This is a genomic window from Burkholderia cenocepacia, assembly GCF_014211915.1.
GTDB lineage: Bacteria > Pseudomonadota > Gammaproteobacteria > Burkholderiales > Burkholderiaceae > Burkholderia > Burkholderia orbicola.
The window spans coordinates 81,473-105,462 of sequence record NZ_CP060040.1 but is presented as its reverse complement, the minus strand read 5'-3'; the positions used below and the strand labels follow the sequence as shown (position 1 = coordinate 105,462).

Genomic DNA, 23,990 nt, shown 5'->3' with positions numbered 1-23,990 from the left:
CCTAACATGTGCACATGCACAAGACCACGCTCACCGATGACGATTGCTTCGCGGTCCGGCAAGCCGCCCGGCGGATCTCGCAGTTCTATGAGCGCTACCTGTCGCGCGCGGGCGTCACGCCGTCGCAGTACAGCATCCTTGCGCTGCTGCGCGAGCGGCCCGGCCTGACGATGGCGACGCTGTCGAACGTGCTGGTGATCGAACGCACCGCGCTGCTGCGCGCGCTCAAGCCGCTGGTCGGCGCGGCGCTGGTGACGGGGCGGATCGAGCCGCCGTGCCGCGGTCAGACGTTCGCGCTGACCGCGCACGGCGAAACGAAGGTGGCCGATGCGCACGTGCACTGGCTCGCCGCGCAGGAAGCGTTCGAGCGGTGCTTCGGGTCGGCGCAGGCGGCCCGCCTCAGAGACGAATTGTTCCGGATCACGCACAACCTGCCGGAACGCTGACCCCTTCCCCGATCGACGTCGTGCTGTCGATCGTTTTGATAAGTGCATATACATAGGTGAATCGATGGATACGACCCAAGACGCTGCCTCGTCACGCGAAGCAGCTACAACCGAGCGGCCCGCGAAGCAGCAACGCCGCGTGCCGTGGATGCGCATCGCGGTGGGCGCCGTCGTCGTCGTGGTCGCGGCTGCCGCGCTCGACTGGCTGTTCGTGCTGCGCTTTCAGGAAAGCACCGACGACGCGTATGTCGGCGGCGACGTGACCGTGCTCGCGCCGAAGGTCAACGGCTTCGTCGACAAGATCCTCGTGACCGACAATCAGCGCGTGAAGGCCGGCGACGTGCTCGTGCAGCTCGATGCGCGCGACTACGACGCGAAGCTCGCGCAGGCCAGCGCCGAAGTCGACAGCGCGCGCTCCGCCGTGACCGAACTCGAAGCGAAGCAGCAACTGCAATTCGCGGTGATCGGCCAGCACGCGGCCGACAAGAACGCGTCGTCGGCCGAACTGACGCGCGCCGCGTCGGACCGCGTGCGCTACCGCGAATTGGTGAAGTCGGACGCCGTATCGAACCAGATCGTCGAGCGCGCGGATGCCGATTACTCGAAGGCCGGCGCGGCCGTCGAACGCAGCGACGCCGCGCTGCTCGCGTCGAAGCGCCAGCTCGACGTGCTCGGCGCGCAGCTCGCCGATGCGCGGGCCCGCGTGAATACCGCGCTCGCCGCGCAGCGCGTCGCGGCGCTCAACGTCGAATACACGACGATCCGCTCGCCGGTCGACGGTTACGTCGGCAACCGCACGGGCCGCGTCGGGATGCTCGCGAACGTCGGCGCACCGCTGCTGACGGTCGTGCCGGCCTCCGGCCTGTGGATCGACGCGAACTTCAAGGAAGACCAGCTGCGCAAGATGCGCGCGGGAGACCGCGTCGACGTCGCGCTCGACGCGTCGAGCACGCGCCTGCACGGCCGCGTCGACAGCCTGGCGCCCGCGACCGGCGCAACCTTCAGCGTGCTGCCGCCCGAGAACGCGACCGGCAACTTCACGAAGATCGTCCAGCGCGTGCCGGTGCGCGTGCATCTCGATCCGCAGCCCGGCATCGAGCACGTGCTGCGTCCCGGCCTGTCCGCGGTTGTGACCGTGCATACCGATCACAAGAACTGAGCGGGAGCAGACGATGACCACCGCGTTTTCCGGCGACCCCGCGTCGCAACCGACCAGACAGCGCGTGTTCGCGTTCGCGCTGATGTGCGTCGGCTTCTTCATGGCGACACTCGACATCCAGATCGTCGCGTCGTCGCTGCGCGACATCGGCGGCGGGCTGTCCGCGAGCCAGGACGAACTGTCGTGGGTGCAGACCGCGTACCTGATCGCCGAGATCATCGTGATCCCGATGTCGGGCTGGCTGTCGAAGGTGATGTCGACCCGCTGGCTGTTCGCCGCGTCGGCCGTCGGCTTCACGATCACCAGCATGCTGTGCGGGCTCGCGTGGGACATCAACTCGATGATCCTGTTTCGCGGGCTGCAGGGCGCGCTCGGCGCCGCGATGATCCCGACCGTGTTCACCACCGCGTTCGTGCTGTTCCCCGGCAAGCAGCGGCTGATCGCGTCGACGACCATCGGCGCGCTCGCGTCGCTCGCGCCGGCGATCGGCCCCGTAATCGGCGGCTGGATCACCGACCAATGGTCATGGCACTGGCTGTTCTACCTGAACCTCGTGCCGGGCATCGCGGTCGCCGTGCTGGTGCCGCGCTACGTGCATATCGACGCGCCCGACCTCAGCCTGATCAAGCGCGGCGACTATCTCGGCATCCTGCTGATGTCCGGCTTCCTCGGCTGCCTCGAATACGTGCTCGAGGAAGGCCCGCGCAAGAACTGGTTCGGCGACGATGCGATCGTGATCTGCGCGTGGATCTCCGGCATCTGCGGCTTCCTGTTCATCGTGCATGCGCTGACCGCGGAAGACCCGATCGTCGACCTGCGCGCGCTGGCTGTGCGCAACTTCGGGATCGGCAGCCTGCTGTCGTTCGTGACCGGCATCGGCATCTTCGTGACCGTGTTCCTGACGCCGCTGTTTCTCGCGCAGGTGCGTGCGTTCAGCTCGCTGCAGATCGGTATCGCGCTGCTGTCGGTTGGCGCGTTCCAGTTGATCGCGCTGTGTGCGTATGCGTTCGCCGCGCGCTACGTCAGCATGCGTGCGCTGCTCGTGTTCGGGCTGGTCTGCTTCGGCCTCGGCTGCTACCTGTACACGCCGATCACGCACGACTGGGGCTGGCGGGAACTGCTGCTGCCGCAGGCGCTGCGCGGCATCGGCCAGCAGTTCAGCGTGCCGCCGATCGTGACGATGGCGCTCGGTTCGCTGCCGCAGTCGCGCCTGAAATCGGCGAGCGGGTTGTTCAACCTGATGCGCAACCTCGGCGGCGCGATCGGTATCGCGGTGAGCGCGACGATGCTCAACGACCGGCTGAATTTTCATTACTTGCGGCTGAACGAGCACGTGAGCGCCGGCGAACCGCAGGTCGCATCGCTGCTCGATCGCCAGGCCGCGTACTGGGGATCGGTGGCCGGCAATACGCTGAACACCGCGCAGGCCGGGCTCGCGAACCTGCATCGGCTGATCTATCGCGAAGCGCTCACGTTGACCTATGCGGATGCGTACTACGCGCTGTCGTTGTGCTTCGTCGTCGCGCTGCTTGCAGTCGTGTTTTCCAAACCCATTACGTTGAACGCGCCGCCACCGGACGCGCACTGAGGCCCAGGGATCATCATCATGAAGAAGCTACTCGTCGCGCTGGCCGTCAGCGCATTCGCCGCCGGGTGTGCGGTGCAGCCCGCGCAGCATCCGGCGCTGAACGACTCCGTTCAGACGCTCGCGCCCACCGCGTGGGATACCGACGTGCCGCGCGCGGACATCGACGCCGCCGCCTGGTGGGCGCAATTCCACGACCCCGTGCTCGACCGGCTGATCGCGACCGTGCTCGACGGCAACCTCGATCTGCAGGCTGCCACCGAACGCGTGAAGCAGGCGCAGGCGCTGACCGTGCAGAAGCGCGCGGTGCTGCTCCCTGAACTCGACGCAACTGCGCACGCGGCCGACGCGCGGCAGAACACGCCGCCGCCGCTCGGTTATGTGCGGCAGGCTGGTGCGGGACTTGCGCTGAGCTGGTCGCCCGATGTGTTCGGCGGTGAACGGCTCGATCTGCTGGCCGCTCAAGCGGAGTTGGTCGGCCAAAAGCATGCGGAAGATGCGATGCGCCTCGCGCTCGCGGCCGATGCGGCATCCGCGTATGTCGATCTGCGCTGGGCGCAGCAGGAATTGAAGATCCTGCAGGGCAACGCGAAGATCCGGCAGCATGCGCTCGAACTCACGCGCAAGCGGCAGGCGTTCGGGCTGTCGACGGAACTCGACGTGACGCGTGCGCAGAACCAGCTCGACGCGCTCGAAGCGCGGATTCCGCCGACGCAGGCGCAGATTTCGCATCAGCTCAATCTGATCGCCGTGTATTCGGGGCGGACGCCGGAATCGGTCGATCGGCTCGTGTTGGCGCAGGCCGGGGAGATTCCCGCGCCGCCGATTGGCGCGCCTGGGACGTTGCCTTCCCAGGCGTTGTTGCGGCGGCCGGACGTGCTGACTGCCTATGCGCAGGTCGAACGGCGTGCGGCGCAAGTCGGCGTGGCGAAGGCTGAGCGGTATCCGAAGTTTTCGTTGAACCTGACGGACGGGATTCTCGCGGCTTCGTATCTCGGGCTGCCGACGTTGACCGATAACCTGTTCAGCGCGGCGCTGAGCGCGACGAGCCCGATCTTCAACGCGGGGCGGATTACCGCCGATATCTCGCAGAGCGAAAGCCGGATGCGCGAGTCGGAACTCGGGTTACGGCAGACGATGCTGCAGGCGCTGCGGGAAGTCGAGGATGCGCGTGCGAATCTCGTCAGTTCCGATGAGGCGACGCGGCGACTCGATAGCGCATTGGCGGCTTCCGATAAAGCGCTTGGGCTGGCGAATCAGCTTTACAAGGGCGGCGCGACGGATTTTCTGGATGTGCTGTCGGCGCAGGAGGTTTATCTTCGGGATTCGGATTCGCTCAATCAGGTCAAGCGCGAGCATGCGCTGGCCGCGGTGGCGTTGTATCGGTCGCTTGGGGGTGGGTGGAGCAGGAATGAGGCGGCGGGGGGAACACAGACGGAAACTGACGCTGTGGCGAAAAACTAGGCGGGATCACGATGCGGGAACCTGTCAGACTTTTAGTGTGCCGAGGTCATGAAACGATAACGGAACTAACGTCCTATGACCGATGCAACAGTGATCAAGAAGAGCAAGAATCCGAAGACACCGAAGGTGTTTCCCGACGAACTGACGATCAGTTGCTTGCCCAGGTTCAGGGCAAGAACGCCGAGTCGATCCTGGGCGAATCGGGGCTTGGCCGGCCAGCTCAGGAAGCAGTTGGCCAAGCGCATGCTCACGGCTGAGATGAGCCACCATCCGGAAGCCGGGACCGAGCAAGGCAAGGCCGGCAACCACCGCTATGGCACGCGCACCAAGACGTTCCTCACGCCCCAGCGGCGAACTGAAGCTGGATATTCCGCATGACCGGCAGGCAACGTTCGAACGGCAATTGGCCGGCAAGTATCAATGCCGGCTGCCCGGCTTCTACGATCACGTCATCAGCATGTATGCGCGCGGCATGAACGCACGCATGATTCAGGGCCATCTGCTGCGACTGAGCTTTGCGGACGTCGATTTCCTGAACCCGAATCTATCGAAGAGGCCGCGGGACAAACTCGCCCGCACGTTCACCGCGGAGCAGGCTCAGGCGATTCACTCCTTTGTCGAAGCCCTACCGATAGAAATCGTATCGATGGTCATCCACTGCGAAGGTGGCCATCACGGTCATGCGCCGTCGCCTTGGCGCGCCATCGGCTATATGGCTATCAGGCGGATCGTGCATCTTTCGCACGCCACCCCTGCAATCGTCCGCATCATGATAGGAAATGACCGGACAACTCATCGCGAGCGGCAACGAGCCCGTGGCTGATACGTTTCAACAACCGCGCCCGTTGCCCTGCAACAGGCAGCGACGCACCGTCATGTCTTTATTGAACCGAGAGTCTGGGACGACATCAGCTTCGGCAGTGGCTCACATTTACATTGGCACAAATCGTTCTCTAATGCGACCTGCTTACCCATCATCGTCATCGCGCGTGGCGAGCCGTCGCTTATGATGACACCCGTCGTTCCACAGGCGGGACATTGAACCGGGGCGCCCAGATAAGCGAAAGGTTGGCCTTGCAATGAGGTCCCGGCGATACCGTCGACCACAACACCGTTGCGATCGGTCTTATCGCCCTGACGAATGAACCGTCGGCTCATGCTGTAAGGCCGTTGGACGGCGTCGCAGCATTGCACGCCCGCTCGATATCGTCCGGCCATACCGGTTCGCGGCAAGTCAGTTGGGCGAGCCAATGCAATAGGGATTGAGAGAATGCGGGAAGTGCCCCGACCGCCACCACCAGCCACACTATCGGATTGCCCGACTTAAGTAGGCCCGAGGTTCCGTCGAAATTCAACCTCAGCGAATTGCGCAGGGAGGCTCCCTTCGGCAGGAACTCGGTCACCGGGGGCAGCGAAGCGGGGCCTTCTTCCATAAATCGCCGGTAGAACTCAAAGTCCTGGTAGAGGACTTTCATGACCTCCTGTCCCCCGACGCTTCCCTCATCGGACGACAGGACAACTCGCGTTCCCATCGAGAATGTATCCTTGACCATCCCCTTGTCGTCAAGAACCAGGCAACGAACCACGCGCGGCGCCGTGCGCGTGGGGCCGCTTCTGGGCTTGCGTTCGACGTACAGGAAGGCGCTATCCCAGGGTACCGATACAACCCCGCCAGGGCCATTGTGCTTGAACGCGTAAATCATCCGGTCACGCCGGTTAAACCGGACGGGCTTGCAGGTGTAATTGAAACAGTCGCGTGTCAATGCCCAAATGCCAATTCCCGAGAAACCGAGCGCGACAAACAAGAAAAACGAAAGCACTCCATAAATGAGCCCCAGTTGTCCCCGCTGCTCGTAGATAGGAGGTACATGAGTCATCATCCAAAGAAGGGCCGCCGTGAATGCCAACGAACCGAGCCCCGGTAACATAAACGCAAAGACCCCCCAGCCCTTCTCCGAATAGTTTCCGTCTCGGACCTCTAGGCAAGTATCGCTCATCGAGAATACTGAACGCTCATCCTTAGCCGTGTCAGACGCAGGCTGTCCGATTGCGAGGCGGGCAGCCTGCTCCTCCTCGCTGACCGGCCGGTTCAGGCGGTACCACGAGAGTCCGTCAAATGCCATCTCTTTTCTCCATCACGAAAGCATTGCCGTAAATGCCTTTTGGTCTTCGGCCAGAGTGGGGAACCGCTCTTTGGCCTCTTTCAGCCCCAAAAAACATCGCTCAAGCCACTCATCCACTTCCTTACCCTTGAAGTAGTTGATGAGGATACCAATAAGGGCAGCGATAAGCAGAAGCGGCAGGGCCACGACCGCTGCAGCGGATGCCGAAAGGAATATGACAGAGTAAGCGAGAGCAAGACCGACAACCGCTGATGCGGCATCCAGGATAAACATCGTCACATTACCTTCCTTGAAATCCTGCACGGCATGATAGATGTCAATCGCAGCAGACACGAGCCCAACCACCGCGCCGCCGTACCTCCCCGCGACGTTGAGGAAACGTTCTAGTCGAAGCCAGCCTGTACCCAACTGAGCCCCAGCCTTTCCGACGGTGTCAATTGCAGCCGAACCATATTGCGCAACACTCGCCACGAGTCCACCAATGGCGTTGTTGAACTTGATGCCGGCCTCCGATTGATTGAACCGATTCGCCTTCTTCAATTCTTCCCGAGCAAAGCGAAGATTGATAGCACTGAATATCGCCCCGATGCCCGCAAACCCAGGCTCCCCCTTCGTCATGAGCCTAAATTTCGGCATGTAAATCGTCTCGACCACGTCGGGTGTCAACGTCGCACTGGCCAATTTCTCGAAGCCGGGTTTGGCTTTGACGCCAGCCAGGGCAGCTGCCTCTGTCGCCGGGCTTTCGACTGGCACGAACTGCTTCGCCTTAATTTGCGGGTCGGCGCCTCCGCCTGCATTGGCTTTGTCCTGAAGCTGCTTTTTCAGGTCCTGGACACTGATTTTCTGCCGGCCCGGCATCACTTCCTGCATCTGACGGGCGATGTAGTTCACCCATTGGTTTACCGAACCGTATACGACCTTAAACTCGAACAGCTGTTTCGTTCGCATGCACAGAGTCGCATACAGCACTTTGGTTGCAGCCGTATCTACACTCGCGCTGATAGCTTCAGCCACGGGCCCCCCGTCTCATGGAGCAGCCAGGCCAACGCCTTCGCAACAGCAACCTTGATGCCCTTATCCTTAGACTCTTCCACCTGCTCTATCTTGCTATATGACTCGATGAGCTTCGCCACAAACTCCCTCAGCTCCATATACGGATAACCAGAGACTTCTTTGACCTTCTCGGCCAACACTGGACTATTCAGAACGAACGCCCGCAACAATGGATTGCGAGTATCAGATACGCTGCCTTTAGCCCATTTGACGAGCACATCGACGGCATTCTTGCGGTCAGCCGAGCCTTCGATGCATCGCGTAAATGTGTTGGTATAGTTCAGCCCGCATCGCCAACTTCCCGGCTCGTAATCCGACTCGAACACGTTCAACAATGCGGAACTGGACAGCCACGCCTGATGGTCTTGCGACAGCGGTATAAGCGTGCTCGCCTGCTCCGACTTCATCGCGTTCGCCATCTGTTGCCGAAAGTCGACGATAGCCTGCTGCCGATAGTGGGTCGTGTAGGGCTTCCATGCTTCCGGTCCGGCTGTTGCAAGTTCAGACTCCTTCTGCGCCTCAATGCTTTTGAGCCGCTTCTCGAGCGCCTTGCCACCATCGAACAGAGCCCCAAGGCCCATGCCCTCATAAGTATTGGCTTCCAGCATGCCGGCGGCACGTTCCACGTCCTCTTTCGCCGAAACCGCGACCGCCTTTTGCAGCGCGTCGATTGCGCTGGAGGCCCATATTCCGTGTTCATACGGCGCCAGCGCTGCGCCGAAAGCAACGCGCTGCTCGAAGTTGAGCTCCTGCGTGATGCCAACCGGGTCCCACAACGCGAAGAACAGCCCCTTGTCCGGCAGTATGGAGTCCATCGCCTTTTTGAGGGCCGGCTGCTGCCCGGCACGGTCATGGTACGGAAAGCAACCGGTAACGAGCGCATCGGGACGACCGCCCTTGTATTCGCTCAGTAGCCCCTCGAGATGGTCCAGGCTATCCGCGTGCGGCTGGTTCATGCTGCCGTTATACCAGGCGGTTGCATCGAACTTCTGCATCCGCTTGTCACGACAACCCATGAAGTTCTTCGCGTAGGTGTCGCGGACTTTCTGTGTCCAAAGCTCATCGCTGAACGCAAGATACACGGTTCCGGCATGTTCGGCGTCTTCAACGGTGATGCATTGAGCCAGTTGCGCATGCCCAGGTTGGTGGCAACTGAACGGTTTCTCGAAACTACGGTCGAGCTTGATGCCGACCGGATAGTCGTACAAGTATCCTTCCGCCGTAACCGCGTATATCTGCCATCGCTGTGTCTTTGGATAGAAGATATACACGTAGCCGTAGCGCAGGGTGCGCAGCGTGTACTTTGCCTTTTTGAGCGCGATGCCGACGACGCCGTCGCCAAACTTTCCGCCCATGAGCGACATCGCGCCAGCAGAGCTGTGAGCCTTGGAGTTGGCCACGACCCCGTAGCGGACAGGCAGAATCGGCAATCCCTTCTTCTTGCACATGTTGCATGAATTCGGCGCACGCGAGCTGGTCTGCATCGCGGACTGCGTGAGCTGCGAAATACTCGCAAAATTCGTGTCGAGTGCCATTCTTTATCTCTCTCGTGCCGCCACCCGGGCTCATTGATATTGGATGCTCTCGCGAGCAATCGCTTCCCAGTCTGCCGCGCTCCAGTTCGCTACCGCTTCAGCATACGGGCCTTTCCGCGGCGCCTGCAGAATGGCCCGAACACGCGGGTGACGGTCAAAGCAGGGGGAAACGAGTGTGCCGTGAAGTGCAAAAGCAAGCAGGTCCCCACCGGCGAGCCCATGAGCCTCTCCTTTTGCAAGTTGCGCGTCGAGCAGCGCCGACATATCGGGACGAGGCGCCGTACCATTGCAACGGAGTAGGTCAAGCCCGCGCTGAACCAACTCGATGCGCGCAATTCGTGCGTGCTGGTCCGCAGTAACCGCGAAGGCGGCTTCCGGTTCGGCCGCGCCGTTGACCACCGTCCAGCCGCTCACGGGGTCGAGGTACGTCCACGTTGCAACCGGCCCCAGAAGCGCATCCATCTGCTCGGTCTTCAAGATGCGACCCAAGTGCGGAAACACGCGCGGGTCGTAGTAGCGGAAGACCGCATCGCCCGAAATCGGCGCCTGCAGTATCAACCGGTTCGACAGATGTTGCAGAAGCCGGCCCGTCGCCTTTCCGCATTCGAGAATGGCGCAAACGACTGGCGGCAAGCCATTCTCAAGGTCCGATTCGGCACGTTCTCTCAACGCTGGCAATTGCAGTTCGGGATGCTCCGCACAGTACAGCACGGGCGCCACGCCCTCGAGTTCGGGACGCGCAGCGGGAACCAACTCACCGACTTCATAGACCGGCGGCACACCAGGCAACTCGGGCTTCCCGTTCACGACTTCGACGATAACGTAGTGAACCATGCCGACCGCCCTACACGAGTGCCGAGCCGGCCTGGGCCGCGGCTGCGAACTGCTGGGCGCACGACTTTGAAGGCGCAAGCTGCGCCGACGCGCTATCGCCCGCCGGGCCATCGAAGATGAGCGGACTGCCCTTGACCTCGACCAGCCCCGGCGCATGGATGAAGATTTTACCTTCGGCGATGCGAATCGATGCGCCGCCGGCGGTAACGGTGATTTCCTTCTGGGCTGTAACGTTCACCGAATCGGAAGTGGACACGACCTTTACAGTCTTGTCTGCCGTAAGTTCGATGTTGTCCGACTGCGCCTGCACTTCGACCTTGCCTTTGCCGGCAAACAGCTTGATACCGGCATTCTGCACGAAGAAGCTTAATTTCTCGCCAATACTGGCAATCCACGACCTCGCCACCGAAACGTAGGTGCTCTCTCCGCTAACCAAATTGACGTGCTGGGTAGCTGCTGCGTGGAGCGACTTCTGCGTCGACAGGCCCATGTCAGCCGGACTCGCAAGCAACATGACAGGTTGTGAAAACGCATTGGCGCTTCCGGTGCCGCCACCCGCTGTTCTGCCACCCGCCATAGAGCCCTGTGTATCGCTCTGCGTCGTCGCAGCGAAGTCCTTGATGGCGTCCTGTGCACCGTCCAGGGTCTCGGCCTGGCCGTCAGCTGCCGCGAGTGAGCGATGCTGAATCACGCCGCTCGAATCGATAAGGTGTTGCGTGGCTTCCTTCACATCCAGCGGCTGACTCGACGTGCCGCCACGGGCGTAGGTCGATACGTAGAGCCCGCGTCCGGCCCGCAGTGCACCTGACGCCTCGGTCTTCAGTTCGAAGCCAGTGCCAAGGTAGTTGCCGCGCGTATTGCCGCTGTGGTCGATGAGATAGCCGATATGAAGATACGAATTCGCCGTCGAGCTGAAAAGCTGCGCCCGGTTCTGCGACGTGGAGTCGTCGAAGACGAGTTGATTGAAACCCTGACCGCTGTACTCCTGCGACTTGAAACCGGACAGCAGGCCGTTCGAATGCCAATGTGGCGTGTTGACAGAGTGAAAGAGCACGCCACTGACGACCGGCCGGTCGCAATCCCCGTCGAGGTAATTGACGGCCACTTCCTGTCCGATTCGAGGGACGAACACACCGCCGAATCCCTTGCCGGCGTGCGGCAGTATTACCCGCATCCAGCACGATGACGTCTCGTTATTGCTCCCCAGACGGTCCCAGTGCATCTGAGCCTTCACCCGGTTCAACTCGTCCGTGTACACCTCCTCACCCGCCGGTCCCACGATAGTGGCCGTCTGCATGTGCATGACCGGCTTTCTGTGCTCGAACGGGCTGCGGAATGGCACCGAGCGGCGCTGGACCTCGATTTCGGCCAGCACGAAACTTTCATTGCCTAACGGGTCCTTCGATACGAATGCGGCCTGCCGGTCCTTGTATTCGGCACGCAGACGCGACAGGCGTCGCTGCAGGCTACCCGGAAAGGGGCGGCTGTTGCCCAGCGGCAGATTGTTCTGGATAGCCCAACGCACGCCAAGAATCGCGAACTCGCGGTCCTCAGGCTTGTCTGCGTCGTGCTCGGGATGGTCTTCGAGCGTGAACCATCGACCGGCGTCCATGCATGAAACACTGCCCACGCCGAAAAACCGTTTGCTGCGCGACGCCATCTCTTCAAGCCGAATTCGCATAGCGCGCTCGCCACGGTCGTAGGACTCGCCGGTGACCGGAAAGCTATAGTGGCCCGCGTATTCGTAGACTTCCAACTCCTGCGGGATATCGCCCTGGTCAACCGTGGACCGGTCCGCCCGCTGCAACGTGCGTGCTGGACGTTTGTAATCCGCCGTGCTGAACGCATATCCGACGCTTTGCGTCGTACGCTCGCCGCTCCATTCGACGAGTGTGCCAGCCTGGCCGTCTCGGTCGCCGCGATAGAACGGTACTCGCTGGGTAGCGAGCGCTTTGCAATTGAAGAGGTCGTCGGTCACGACAATCGTATGCGACTTACCGTCCTCTGCATGCTCGACATACGTGAACCATCCCTCCGACTCCATCAACCGATGGACGAAATTGTGGTCGGTTTCATACTGAGTACAGTACGAGCGAACCGCGCCCGGGTCTTTCACATCGAGCCGGAAATGACCGCGCGCCTGCGAATGGCCGCTGAACACTTTAGTCAGGATGTCGGCGGTCGTTAGGTCCTGGAAAATGCGCGCGTCCTTGCGGTACTGCAGAAAGCGCATCCACGACGAAAACGAAAGCTGATAGTAAATGAGTCCTCCGTCCGCTCCGAGGCGTCGCGTTGCATGGACGTAGCCATGCCAAGGCAGGTACGACTCGTCGGCTTGACGCACCCATAATGTGACAGGTTGCGCCATCAGCTTCTTCAAATGAAGCGCGCGCTCCCGGGACACGATGTCCACTGTGAGCTCGAAATCCCGGCCCACGCGCGATTCGCCCATGGCGCGTTGCGGCAACAGTACCCTCGCCCCGAGGGGCGTTTCCAGGACGAGCGCTCGGTTCGTTTGCTCGATACCCGCATCAAGCATCAACGAATTGGGCAACCTACCCATTTCGAATATCTCCTCTGGAGGGAAAAATGAACGCGCATCGGAGGCGGCGCTAAAGGTCGAAAGAGATTTTGCCACAACGACCTATCCGCTTTGATAACAAACGTAAAAACAATCTCCCGACAACCGACATCATTTTATGTTTCAATGCTTTCTAATCTTTCACCTCGACAACAAGGGCATTTCTTACATCAATTAACGCCTAAACAAGCAGCGGACCGACTCCTGCACTATCCTGGATTGAAACGCCCGATCGCTTCGCCTCCTTCAGGAGCATGTGCAATTCTACAAAATGCACGCTAAATCGGCCTCCGAGCAACCGTGTTGAGTTACTCGATTTTGTAGATAAACGTTTCCACTGAGACGAAAGACCTGCTAGAAATAACAGGCCAGGCAAATGTTATGGAGCATTGCAACCTCGAGCGCGACGAAGACCGACATCGCATAAGGGCTCGTGTATTGCGCATCCGCATAGAGGCGGAGATTGCCGGTTTGCGCTGCGGGCTCCTTGTTTTGGATTGTTGTGTGTTACCGCTGCACGGTCATTCGGTGGCCGGCCAACGATAGCCGATCACCTCATGCAACGGATACGCAAGTTCCCGAACCTCTTCCAGCTGGTTGCCGCCGAACAGGTGAACGTGTTCGGCGTCGTGACGCAAGTAGAAACCCACGTGCCCTTTCCAGCTCGTCGGATCATCGCGCGTCAGGATCGCGATGCAGCCGTAGACCGGGCGCTCCAGCGGTTTGCCCCATTCCAGCCACGAGCGCGCGAGCGCGGAGCCGGTGCCGCGGAAGCCGGCGTGCGCCATGCACCAGTTCACGAAGGACGAGCACCAGGAAATCTTGTCGTCGTAGCCGACCAGGTTCGTCTGGTTGTTGTATTCGACGATGCGCGGGTTGATGCTGCCCGGCGGATGGCGGCGGATGCCGAGTTCGGCCAGCGCGACGGGCATCCAGGGTGGGTGGACGGCTTTCACTTTGCTCTCAGGGTTCGATAGGGCCACGTCGTTCTCGGGTACGTGTCGGTGTTGGTGTTGTTTCGCGCAATCTTCGCACGAATAGGGCGAATCCACAGCCCCGTCACGAGTGGCGATTTTCGCCGGGTCCGCCCGTATCATGGAGTTCCCTTGATTCCCCTGCCCGCCATGCGCATCACGCCTCTCCCGCCCCTGCAGTGCCTCGTCGCGTTCGAAGCCGCCGTGCGACACGCGAGTTTCACGAAAGCCGCCGCCGAACTGCACCTGACCCAAAGCGCGATCAGCCGCCAGATCCAGCAACTCGAGGAATTCCTCGGCCGCTCGCTGTTCGTGCGCGAACACCGTTCGCTGCGGCTGACGATCGCCGGCGAGCAATACGCGGCGCAGGTCCACCATCTGCTCACGCAATGCGCGGAAGCCACGCACGACGTGATGAAACCGTACGGCGATCTCGAACTGACGATCGCGTGCTCGTCCGGCGTCGCGGTGCTGTGGCTCACGCCGCGGCTGCCGAGTTTTCGCGCCGCGTATCCCAACATCAAGCTGCGCCTGATCGTGCGCGACGGCCTTGCGTCGATGTCGCCCGCGGAATTCGACGTCGGCGTCTACTACGTGCGCCAGCAGGCGCCGGCCGAATACACCGCGCGCCGGCTGTTCGACGAGGAAGTGTTCCCCGTCTGCGCGCCCGGCTATCTGGCCGGTCGCACGCTCGACGCGGCCGATCTCGCGAACGAAACGCTGCTGCGCCTCGAAGACGGCCAGCGCCAATGGATGTCGTGGTCCGAATGGTTCGACCTGAACGACGTCGACCGGCAGAAGGCGCAGCCGCAGGACATCACGATCAACTCCTATCCGCAGATCGTGCAGATGACGATTCTCGGTCAGGGCGTGTCGCTCGGCTGGCGCTACATGATCGACGCCTGCATCGAAGCCGGCCTGCTCGTGCGCGTGACGGAAGCGTCCGCGAGCCACGGCGGCGGCTATTACGTGATCTCGCCGAACGACCGTGCGCAAAACCAGGCCGCCCGCCTGTTCACCCGCTGGCTGTTCGAACAGGCGGAGCAGCAAACCGGGGCCTGAATGCCCTGCGCGCGACGCATGCGTGCAGCGCATGCAGGCATGCGAATCTTTCGTTTCAGAAAAAAATCCGGCTGTCCTTAGCATGGGATTCACGCGGGGCAGCCGTCCCGTCTCCGGACTTCTGACAAAGGAAGAGACCATGCAAGGAACGCTTTCCCCGCGCGCCGCGCCTTCCGTCGATGCGGCGGTGCAACAGCGCCGCCGCGCCATCGTCGCGACCGTGATCGGCAACGGCCTCGAATGGTTCGACTTCACCGTCTACAGCTTCTTCGCGGTGATCATCGCGAAGCTGTTCTTCCCGACCGGCAACGAACTCACGTCCGTGCTGCTCACCGTCGCGACGTTCGGCGTGGGCTTCTTCATGCGGCCGGTGGGCGGCATCGTGCTGGGCGTCTATGCCGACAAGGTCGGACGCAAGGCCGCGCTGTCGCTCACGATCCTGCTGATGGCGGCCGGCACCGCGCTGATCGGGATCGCACCCACCTACGAACAGGCCGGCATCGCCGCGCCGCTGATGATCGTCGTCGCGCGGCTGCTGCAAGGCTTCTCGGCCGGCGGCGAAATGGGCGGCGCCACCGCGTTCCTCACCGAATACGCGCCGCCGGAGAAGCGCGCGTATTACTCGAGCTGGATCCAGTCGAGCATCGGCTTCGCGGTGCTGCTCGGTGCGGCGACCGGCACGTTCGTCACGACGTCCCTCGACACGCAGGCGCTGCATAGCTGGGGCTGGCGGCTGCCGTTCCTGCTCGGGATCATCGTCGGGCCGGTCGGTTACTTCATTCGTAGCCACATCGACGAGACGCCCGCGTTCAGCGCCGTCGAATCGCAGGCGAAGGAAAGCTCGCCGCTGAAGGAAGTGCTGCACACCTACCCGCGCGAGACGTTCGCGAGTTTCTCGATGGTGATCCTGTGGACCGTCTGCACCTACGTGCTGCTGTTCTACATGCCGACCTATTCCGTGCGCACGCTGCATCTGCCGCAATCGACCGGCTTCACGGCCGGCATGGTCGGCGGGCTGATGATCATGTGCTGCTCGCCGATCGTCGGGCGACTCGCCGACGCGTGGGGACGGCGCGTGTTCCTGTCCGGCTCGGCGCTCGCGATCCTCGTGCTCGCGTGGCCGATGTTCTCGTGGATCAACCATGCGCCCGGGTTCGCGTCGCTGATCGTGTTCCAGGCCGTGTTCGGCGTGCTGATCGCGACCTATACGGGGCCGATTCTCGCAGCGTTCGCGGAGCTGTTTCCGACCAAGGTGCTGTCGACCGGGTTATCCGTTGCGTACAACTTCGCGGTGACGATCTTCGGCGGGTTCGCGCCGTTCCTGATCACGTGGCTCATCGCCCGCACCGGCAGCAACATGGCGCCCGCGTTCTACGTGATGCTCGCGGCGGCCGTCAGTTTCGTCGGCACGCGCTTCGTGAAAGATGCGAAGCGTGCGGCCGCAACGACTCGATAAGGATTTTTGCTCATGACCATTACCGTGCTTCAAGGCGGCAACGTGCTTGACCTCGAACGAGGCGTGTTGCTCGAACATCATCATGTCGTGATCGAAGGCGAGCGGATCGTCGAAGTCACCGATCGGCCGGTGGATTTGCCGAATGCGCAGGTGATCGATGTGTGCGGCAAGACCGTGATGCCGGGGTTCATCGATTGCCATGTGCATGTGCTGGCGTCAAATGCGAACCTGGGCGCGAATGCGACGCAGCCGAATATTCTCGCGGCGATTCGGTCGCTGCCGATTCTCGATGCGATGTTGTCGCGTGGGTTTACCAGTGTGCGGGATGCGGGGGGCGCGGATTGGAGTTTGATGCAGGCCGTTGAGACGGGACTGATTCCGGGGCCGCGGATTTTTCCGTCGGGGAAAGCGCTGTCGCAGACTGGTGGGCATGGGGATTTCCGGCCTCGGGGCGATGTGCTGGAGCCCTGCTCCTGTTGTTTCAGGACGGGGGCGATTGCGCGCGTCGTCGATGGCGTCGAAGGGGTGCGGCTCGCCGTGCGTGAGGAAATTCAGAAAGGCGCGACGCAGATCAAGATCATGGCTTCAGGCGGCGTGGCTTCGCCGACCGATCCGATTGCGAACACGCAGTATTCGGAGGACGAGATTCGGGCGATTGTTGATGAGGCCGAGGCCGCGAATACTTATGTGATGGCGCATGCGTATACGGGGCGGGCGATTGCGCGGGCTGTGAGGTGCGGCGTGCGGACGATCGAGCATGGGAATCTTGTGGATGAAACAGCCGCGGCGCTGATGCATGAGCGGGGGGCGTTTGTGGTGCCTACGCTGGTGACTTATGACGCGCTGGCGAAATATGGGGCGGAATTCGGGATGCCGGCGGACTCCATCGCGAAGGTGGCTTCTGTGCAGCAGAAAGGACGTGAATCGCTTGAGATCTATGCAAAGGCCGGGGTGAAGATGGGGTTCGGATCGGACCTGCTCGGCGAGATGCATGCGTTTCAGTCCGGGGAGTTTCGGATTCGGGCGGAGGTGCTTGGGAATTTGGAAGCGCTTAGGTCGGCGACGACGGTGGCGGCGGAGATTGTGAATATGACGGGGGAGCTTGGGGTCGTTGCGGTGGGAGCGATCGCTGATCTCGTCGTGGTGGATGGGAATCCGCTCGAGGATATTGGCGTCGTGGCCGATGAAAGCGCGCGGGTCGAGTATGTGTTGCAGCGGGGGGCGGTTGTGAAGCGGCGGGCTGGCGGGCGGTGATTTGACGCCATTCGGTTATTTCAGCAGGCGCGGTGCGGCCTCACGGGCCTTGCGGTCGTGACAGTTGTTGAAGGTCGCTTTAGGTGCGGGTCACGGCGTTTGCGGCAATGGCCGGGGCGGTGTCGCCCCGGCTTTCAATCGCGTTCCGGAAACGCTTGCGCTCCGCCCGTTAGAGCCGCAACAAGCGGCCCTTGCAGGTGTTAGAGCGGCGATGGTCCCCGGTCAGGATCGTGGTACGGCTGCTCTCGCAGCGCCAACTGGCTGTAGTCCGGCGTGATCGTGATCTGCCGAGTCACGTAGTTGGTGTTCAGGTATACGCGGTCGCCAGGCTTGAATCCGAAGATCTTGAAATCAATGTCGATCGCCTGCATCCACGGCAGGTACGGCCAGCCACGCTTGGGAAGGTCCGGGTAGTTACGCAGGACCAGCTCAAACGTCTTTTGCATGTTGACGGGTTTGTTCTTTCTACGACGTGGCTTAGTATTGGCGTCAGCCATTTCCGACTCCTGAGATGAGTTGGTGGTGGTCAGCGGGTCGTGTGGGTTGCCGCCCATGCGGCCCGCGCTTCTTTGGTCCTTCGGATTTCCCCTTCTCCCCCTCTTCGCTGTGTCTTGTTGGGCAAGACGGCTTTCTTTCGACCATCGGTTCGGAGAGGGCTGCGTTCAGCTTCCGATGGTGACAAGCATCGCTTCATGACCAGTGTAGTCGGGCTGGCATCTCAGAAACGGGGAAATGAGGGAGATTGGCCGTTAGGCATAGGGCGTACCAACTCAAGACGGATGTTGAGAATTCGTCAGGTTATGTTCCCATATCGTCTCAGCTTCGACAGTACATAAACCATATACTAGTGCCTGCTCCATGAAGAGTCACGTCCATTCAAATTCTTACAATTATTAAGATATTTTGGGCTGCAGTGCTCGTTATAGCGATTCCGATCATTGCATCGTGGTTCGCGGTCGCCGGAATTCCAAAGTGGAGCGCAACGGTAAAGGCCAGAGAAAAAGCAATCTCTCACCTACGTGAACATGCGACCAATGCATCGTCTGGAAGAATCACGGTAGCCGTCGTATTCGTATTGTTTATACAGGGCATAAGTACCATCAGCTGGCGCCATGCCATCACGGTCGAGGACGGTATTCAATCGTTGTTCATCGTGTCATTTGTCGGCGTAGCGGTGTCTCTTTACTTTGGTTGCCGTGTGCTGTCCGATAGCTCGCTCGCCACTTGTCCTGGGTGTCAGTGGCTCTGGGGTCTCCTCGTACTTGTTGCAATTTGGTTTGGTCGCGCACGCACCCAAATCGACCTTGCGACAACATTCGGTGCGGTATCTGACAAACTACCCTTGGCTTCCAATGTAGGTGTGTTCCTACGCGCCTTCGGACACGTATCGTTAGCGATGGCCGCGGTAATGCTTCTTGCCGAAGGTTCCGCCATTCTCCTTTATTTTGGATTCGAACAAATATTCGGGAAATCTGTACCCGAAAATGAAACATCGCGTGCCCGTGGATGGATTGCACTATTCAACACATTTGCAGTGATGCTCTCCGCGGGTCTTTCTCTTAGCGCAGCGTCAGTTCTAGCCTTTAACGACCAACCAGTTCGTTCCAGCGTCGCACGCGTAGGATTCGAAACCGACCTTCTCCCAGAGTCCGCGTGCACCGGACGATCCAAAGAAAAACCCAATGGCAATGGCAATGGCAATGGCAATGGCAATGGCAATGGCAATGGCAATGGCAATAAGATCTTATTTCGAAGCGACGATCGAGAGCAGGCAATCGTATTTGCTCTTCCTACCGCCCCAAGCAACCATGTCAACGCAGCTCGGCCGCGCATCCCAAATCCCATCATTAAATGGCAACCAGAAGACTATGCTGCCATCACACCAAAAGCGATCGCAATCGACAGAGATTGCAAGCTTGTTGATTAAAGCACCACGATTTATCCCCCCACTACGGCGTTTAGTTTGACTTTCGGGCAATCCTTCGACACCGACGTACCTCAGCTTGCCATAACCGGCTCTAACGACCACGTGTCGCCCCTCATCTATGTCGTGACTTACACCAATGCAACAGTAGCGGTCGTTGTCACCCTCTGTTCGACTGCTGAAATAATCTGATCGATAGCTACTTCAAAACGGTCACCTCGTCCACGGAGAACCATTCGGACCGCTTGATTGAATTGAGCACCGCATTTGGGTTCTTAGCCCAAAGAACTAGAGCGAGGCTTTCCTCAGCGCGACTGCAAGTAACGTACAGAAGCCTTAGGGTTCGATCAATGATGGTCTCATTTCCATCATCAACATTTTTCCGATCTGTCGGACTCAGGTCCTCAGCACCGAAGAGTTTGTCGTAGGAGAACTGCGTGCCGCCGGCCTCGTCATCGTCCATGACAACCATGACATGCTTGAATTCAGAACCCTTGACGACTTGATGAGTCGCAAGTTCCGCTTCTCCACCAAGGTAGGCGCGATACCGAGCAATCTCTCGCCACGGCGTATTGAAGAGGGCGTGCCATCCGCGTTTGCGTCGGTCCTCCTTGGCTTCCTTACCTCTTGCCTTTGGTTCGGGCGGTGGAGGTGACGTATCGCCAAATGCTTGGATCAATCGGAAGTCTGCTTCGAAGAGCCCGCCTTCAAGGACCGGTACCAAAACCTCCCGCACGGTTGCTCCCGGCTTGGAAGTGGCGTCGATGAACCGCATGACTGCAGCGTGAATATTTTCCAACGCTGCTTGGCGCTCGGCGCTGGCCTGCGGCACCCTTGCAAGCGCGCCGTGCAAGCGCAATATGTCAGTGGCGGCAAACTCGTTCAGTGAGCCATCCGGCTGCCGGCACTCAGCAAGTTCAAGCATTGGGCCGAGGAGCGGCCGAACCATGGCAGGACCGGTCCGCTCCCCGTTGCTCTTGGGCATCGCGGAGTCCTTGTCCAGTAGGTCCATCGCGCTGTATGCCTCAAAGAAGTTGCCTCGCTTAGCGGCAAGCTTGTGCTCAAGGGCTAGCGTTTTGTAGCCCCGCGCTCCATCCTGCCACGCCGCAATAGCTGTCCCGCGCGCCATAGCCAGCGCGCACTCAGTCTCCTTCTGAATCTTCTCGGCGGTACTCGTATTGGTATCGCCTACAAAGATGCGAACGAATCCACCGTTCTTCTCCGTCCGAGCGTGCTGGGCGACACCATTCTTGGGTTGAGTGCGGCCGTCAATATCCGCATCCCAAATCTTATTGATCAGCTTTACGATGCGCTCCTGACTGCGATGGTTCATCTGCAGCGCGGGGCGTGCCCAGTCTACGGGCACATGCGAGGGAAGGTCGTCGTGACCGTCCGGGTAGATGCGCTGTCGATGGTCGCCCACGAGTCCTAGCGTGATGTGACCTGAGCGATTCTTCGAGAGCTCAAACAGCGCGTCAAGCACTCCTTTCATCGTGTCTTGCGACTCATCGATGAGGATCAAGGGGTGTCGGTCCTCCAAGATGCGCTGCAACGTCGGGCGCTCGCGAATAAGCCACGCCGTTACTTCCAGAACTTCGGCATGTGACAACGCGCCGAGGCCGTAAGTGTTCCGGTCTGGGTGGTAGATAAACGCGTCGATCTTCCGGATTTCCTCGGCCTCCGCCTCGATTTCGGCGTATTTCTCCCGGTCCTTGTCTGACTCTCCCTTTACCTTGCCCATCGCATAGGCCTTTGCTGCAGCAAGCCTCTTGGCATTGCGAGCGAGCAGAGCGTCTCTGATGTCCTCGTTGAAATCCTGGATGAGTTCCCAGCAGAAGGAATGGATGGTCGATACTGCGGTTAGGTAGTTCTCTCCGAGTCGACCGTTTACGACGGCGGTCGCGTTCTTGGTATACGTGATGACTCGAACCGACTGTCCACGGGACCGGAGCCGCTCTGCATACCCGCCACCCGTTTCATGCTTGACCACTCCTGTGATGCGACGCAGGACCTCGACTAACGTGCGAGTCTTCCCGGACCCTGCGCCAGCGAAAAGGAAGAAGCAGCGAGGCGGGGTCGCAGTGATGTAGCCGCAGATGTCTTCAACAACATGAGCATCGCGATCGTTTCCAAGGGAATCCAGTGCGGCGCTCAAGGGGTCTCTCCGGCCGCGACATTGAGTTGGCAGCTCAGCCAGGCGAGCGCGTCAGCGATGTATGCGGGGCATGCCAAAGGCTCGCCTGCGTTCAGCCGTTCGAACAGTGTCGCCGCAAAATCGCCCTTGCTGAAATTCCCGCGCAGCATCGCATGCAGCTCCCTAAGTAGCTCGGCGTGGTCAGGGTAGTCAAGCACGAGACCTATCACCTTCCCTAGTGCACCACGGTGGTCCTTCTTCTTTCCGGAAACAGGGTTCTTTTCTTCATCCAACGCCTTGAACCAATCAATGTTGGAAAGGACGAGAGCGTCCTCGAACGAGCTGGGCCATTGATCACTTGCGACTGCAACGGGAAGCTGCCATGCAAAACGGACTTTGACTCCTGAATCCGACGTCCACTCCAATTGAGCGGGTGTCGGTTTCCCATAAGCAGGGAAGTCCGGCAGTTGGGGGTGCCACGAGGTCAGCGTGTCATTCCCGCACTCAAGGTCCGCTTGATCCGCGATGTGCACCGCCGCACGCACAATGCGCCCCTTTTTGTTTTTCGTTGGTACCACCGGGTCCAAGTCAGTGATAACGGCCGTTGGGATCCCCAACCGCTCTACCAACGGCCGGAGGCGGTGAGCATGACTGCCTCCAACATCAAGGAAGGACACATACTTCTTCGCAAGCTTGGGAAAGTCCCGCTCAATGAAAAGTGGCACCAGCATTCGTTCTGCGGTGCCCTCCACGAATATGGCCGCATCAGCAAAGAGGAGATCAGTGTGTTGAACCTGGAAATATCGCTCTGCGAATATCCTGGTTTCATTGTCGTCGCCGAAGGCATCACCCAGATTGACGACCTCAGTACTAGGCTTAACGGCCACTCCGGTACTTGCTACGCGCTTCACATATCTCAGTCGTGTGAAACTGTCTCCGTGGGCCAGATGGCTTGAATGCGTGCTGATGAGCATCTGGCTTCGAAGATTACTATGTACAGGCTCCTTCGGACGAATGAGCTCGTGAGCATTCGACGAAAAGTTGCGTTGGACCTGAACGTGCAGATGGGCCTCAGGCTCCTCGACCATCACAAGATGAACTGCGGCTGGAGTGCCCTGTGGCGGATTGAGGCGCGCGGCGCGGAACGACACGAGCATGAAACTTAGCGACTGCAGATTCTGATATCCGAGTCCGATAGAGTGCTCAGGCAAGGACTCGTCGACGGCAGTCTTGTCTAGGCTGTATTGGACCGCGGTGCTGTGAGCAAGGAGGTCCGCGGTCTGAATACGCGTGCGGAAGTGAAATTGCTGTGGGTCATGCAATCCCGGATACCCCAGAACCTCCACGTCCTCCATCGCCGGCTGGAGCGCCTTGTAAATTGATTCGTCAAGCTCAGCCTGGGCCTTGGCGATGGCGGTCACCAAGTCTTCGCGGTGCCCGTGACCAGATGGAGCGACGTTCAGGTGCTGTCGGGCGAACTTGAGAAGCTGGCTCGAGAACAGTCCAGGACGCGCATTCGCCGACTCCGACCGCGCTTCGTCCTCTTCGGCACCGAGCCCTCGTTGAGCGGGCACAAAATCCACGCGAATAAGCTTGCGCAGAAACTGCAGCTCGACGGGCTGCGAGCCAAGCGGCAGTTCCTGCGGATCGCAATGCTTCTTGGCTGGAGGAAGCCCCTTCGCTGGGTCAAGGCGGTATGCGGCGATGCGGCGCAGGTCCGCTGAATGCCTGAGCCAGTAATCAAGCAGGTCCATTGGCCAGGCGTGGCCATCCTTCGGAAGCTTTCGCACATGCGCACGCGCTTCGCGGTAGCGCCACGCCAACTTACGAAGCTCATTCGCGTCTGCAACGGGTTCAAGCCGAACTCGCACGCCAACCGCGCCACCCGACCACTTCAGCGACGTGATGAAGGGAGCAACATGGTTGTACGCACCCTCCTTTGCATCGAACCAAAGGTCGATAAACGGCATGCATGCGAGGAGTTGCCGAAACTGCTCGTCCCATTTCTCTGCATCCTTCGAATCTGTAGTGGGGTCCTCGTCGAGCGCCTCCCAGAGTTGGCTTAACTCGCGCAGTTTCGCCCACTGCGAAAGGCTGATGTCGAAAGCACGGAAGCCGGGCGACTCGCTAAGAAAATTGCGAAGAACCGTAAGAAGGGAAGTCTTGCCGCTATTGTTGGCACCTACCAAGATAGTAGTGGCCTGATCGAGCTCAAGACGGGTCTTTGACAAACGCCGGAAGTTGCAGACCTCGACGCAGGCGAGTCGGATTGGTGAAGTACTCCGAGGTGCCGCTGCTTCGGCGGACGGTGCCGCAGGCGCGATCTGCGGGGAGTCCGCGGCCGAGTTGACAGCGGGAGACGAAGCAGAAATCTCGTGCGGAAACATGGCACCCCTTTGCGGACGC

General features: G+C 60.3%; 18 protein-coding genes and 1 pseudogene. 9 read left to right on the top strand and 10 right to left on the bottom strand.

The annotated features are described in order from the left end of the window. The first annotated feature begins 14 nt into the window (after positions 1–14). The 5 genes and pseudogenes from SY91_RS17060 to SY91_RS17040 all read left to right on the top strand — a co-directional run. Positions 15–446: a MarR family winged helix-turn-helix transcriptional regulator gene (locus tag SY91_RS17060; protein ID WP_043886629.1), complete on the top strand. Its 432-nt coding sequence runs from the start codon at positions 15–17 to the stop codon at positions 444–446. 64 nt (positions 447–510) lie between these two features. After that, on the top strand, positions 511–1,605 hold the full coding sequence (locus tag SY91_RS17055) for an HlyD family secretion protein (RefSeq protein WP_023474990.1): 1,095 nt from the start codon (positions 511–513) through the stop codon (positions 1,603–1,605). Positions 1,606–1,618: 13 nt separating this feature from the next. Next, complete coding sequence (locus tag SY91_RS17050; protein ID WP_023474991.1) at positions 1,619–3,193, top strand: DHA2 family efflux MFS transporter permease subunit; 1,575 nt, start codon at positions 1,619–1,621, stop codon at positions 3,191–3,193. A gap of 18 nt (positions 3,194–3,211) precedes the next feature. Beyond that, entirely contained in the window at positions 3,212–4,654 is a 1,443-nt protein-coding gene (locus tag SY91_RS17045) for an efflux transporter outer membrane subunit (RefSeq protein ID WP_023474992.1), read from the top strand. 75 nt (positions 4,655–4,729) lie between these two features. Then, positions 4,730–5,166 (top strand): annotated as a pseudogene (locus tag SY91_RS17040) (transposase); the annotation flags it as partial. A 361-nt stretch (positions 5,167–5,527) separates the two neighbouring features. On the opposite strand, the gene SY91_RS17030 reads toward SY91_RS17040, so the two are convergent. From SY91_RS17030 to SY91_RS17005, 7 genes are all read right to left on the bottom strand, one after another. Further along, entirely contained in the window at positions 5,528–5,812 is a 285-nt protein-coding gene (locus tag SY91_RS17030) for a PAAR domain-containing protein (protein ID WP_012338534.1), read from the bottom strand. Next, complete coding sequence (locus tag SY91_RS35075) at positions 5,809–6,777, bottom strand: DUF6708 domain-containing protein (RefSeq protein ID WP_011694664.1); 969 nt, start codon at positions 6,775–6,777, stop codon at positions 5,809–5,811. The genes SY91_RS17030 and SY91_RS35075 overlap by 4 nt, the downstream gene beginning before the upstream one ends. Before the next feature lie 12 nt (positions 6,778–6,789). Beyond that, complete coding sequence (locus tag SY91_RS35070) at positions 6,790–7,791, bottom strand: hypothetical protein (RefSeq protein WP_260632468.1); 1,002 nt, start codon at positions 7,789–7,791, stop codon at positions 6,790–6,792. Continuing rightward, complete coding sequence (locus SY91_RS35065; RefSeq protein WP_260632467.1) at positions 7,764–9,365, bottom strand: T6SS effector BTH_I2691 family protein; 1,602 nt, start codon at positions 9,363–9,365, stop codon at positions 7,764–7,766. The genes SY91_RS35070 and SY91_RS35065 overlap by 28 nt, the downstream gene beginning before the upstream one ends. A gap of 30 nt (positions 9,366–9,395) precedes the next feature. Beyond that, positions 9,396–10,199, bottom strand: a complete 804-nt coding sequence (locus SY91_RS17015; RefSeq protein ID WP_043886630.1) for a DUF4123 domain-containing protein — start codon at positions 10,197–10,199, stop codon at positions 9,396–9,398. Between the two features lie 10 nt (positions 10,200–10,209). Next, positions 10,210–12,762 carry a type VI secretion system Vgr family protein gene (locus SY91_RS17010; protein WP_043886632.1) on the bottom strand — a complete coding sequence of 851 codons (2,553 nt, stop codon included), beginning with the start codon at positions 12,760–12,762 and terminating at the stop codon, positions 10,210–10,212. Between the two features lie 539 nt (positions 12,763–13,301). Further along, the gene (locus SY91_RS17005; RefSeq protein WP_006496036.1) at positions 13,302–13,712 is read right to left on the bottom strand and encodes a TIGR02594 family protein; all 411 of its coding nucleotides are present in this window, start codon (positions 13,710–13,712) and stop codon (positions 13,302–13,304) included. Between the two features lie 192 nt (positions 13,713–13,904). On the opposite strand from SY91_RS17005, the gene SY91_RS17000 reads away from it, so the two are divergent. The 3 genes from SY91_RS17000 to SY91_RS16990 all read left to right on the top strand — a co-directional run bounded on the left by SY91_RS17000 (position 13,905) and on the right by SY91_RS16990 (position 17,526). Beyond that, on the top strand, positions 13,905–14,816 hold the full coding sequence (locus SY91_RS17000) for a LysR substrate-binding domain-containing protein (protein ID WP_034174917.1): 912 nt from the start codon (positions 13,905–13,907) through the stop codon (positions 14,814–14,816). 139 nt (positions 14,817–14,955) lie between these two features. Next, a complete protein-coding gene (locus SY91_RS16995; RefSeq protein WP_023474996.1) occupies positions 14,956–16,272 on the top strand; it encodes an MFS transporter in 1,317 nt (438 codons plus the stop codon). A gap of 12 nt (positions 16,273–16,284) precedes the next feature. Then, positions 16,285–17,526, top strand: a complete 1,242-nt coding sequence (locus tag SY91_RS16990; protein ID WP_023474997.1) for a metal-dependent hydrolase family protein — start codon at positions 16,285–16,287, stop codon at positions 17,524–17,526. A gap of 200 nt (positions 17,527–17,726) precedes the next feature. Here the strand turns inward: SY91_RS16990 and SY91_RS16985 are convergent, their stop codons facing one another. Then, entirely contained in the window at positions 17,727–18,023 is a 297-nt protein-coding gene (locus SY91_RS16985) for a hypothetical protein (RefSeq protein ID WP_043886642.1), read from the bottom strand. A 416-nt stretch (positions 18,024–18,439) separates the two neighbouring features. Between SY91_RS16985 and SY91_RS16980 the strand changes: the two genes are divergently transcribed. Further along, positions 18,440–19,453 (top strand): hypothetical protein, encoded by a 1,014-nt coding sequence (locus tag SY91_RS16980; RefSeq protein ID WP_185921421.1) that lies wholly within the window; start codon positions 18,440–18,442, stop codon positions 19,451–19,453. A 196-nt stretch (positions 19,454–19,649) separates the two neighbouring features. Here SY91_RS16980 and SY91_RS16975 read toward each other — a convergent pair whose 3' ends face one another. Together SY91_RS16975 and SY91_RS16970 are read right to left on the bottom strand one after the other, a co-directional pair. Beyond that, positions 19,650–21,605: a UvrD-helicase domain-containing protein gene (locus SY91_RS16975; RefSeq protein WP_023474999.1), complete on the bottom strand. Its 1,956-nt coding sequence runs from the start codon at positions 21,603–21,605 to the stop codon at positions 19,650–19,652. Next, a complete protein-coding gene (locus SY91_RS16970; protein WP_043886644.1) occupies positions 21,602–23,854 on the bottom strand; it encodes an AAA family ATPase in 2,253 nt (750 codons plus the stop codon). Before SY91_RS16970 ends, SY91_RS16975 begins: the two co-directional genes overlap by 4 nt. Positions 23,855–23,990 lie beyond the last annotated feature (136 nt).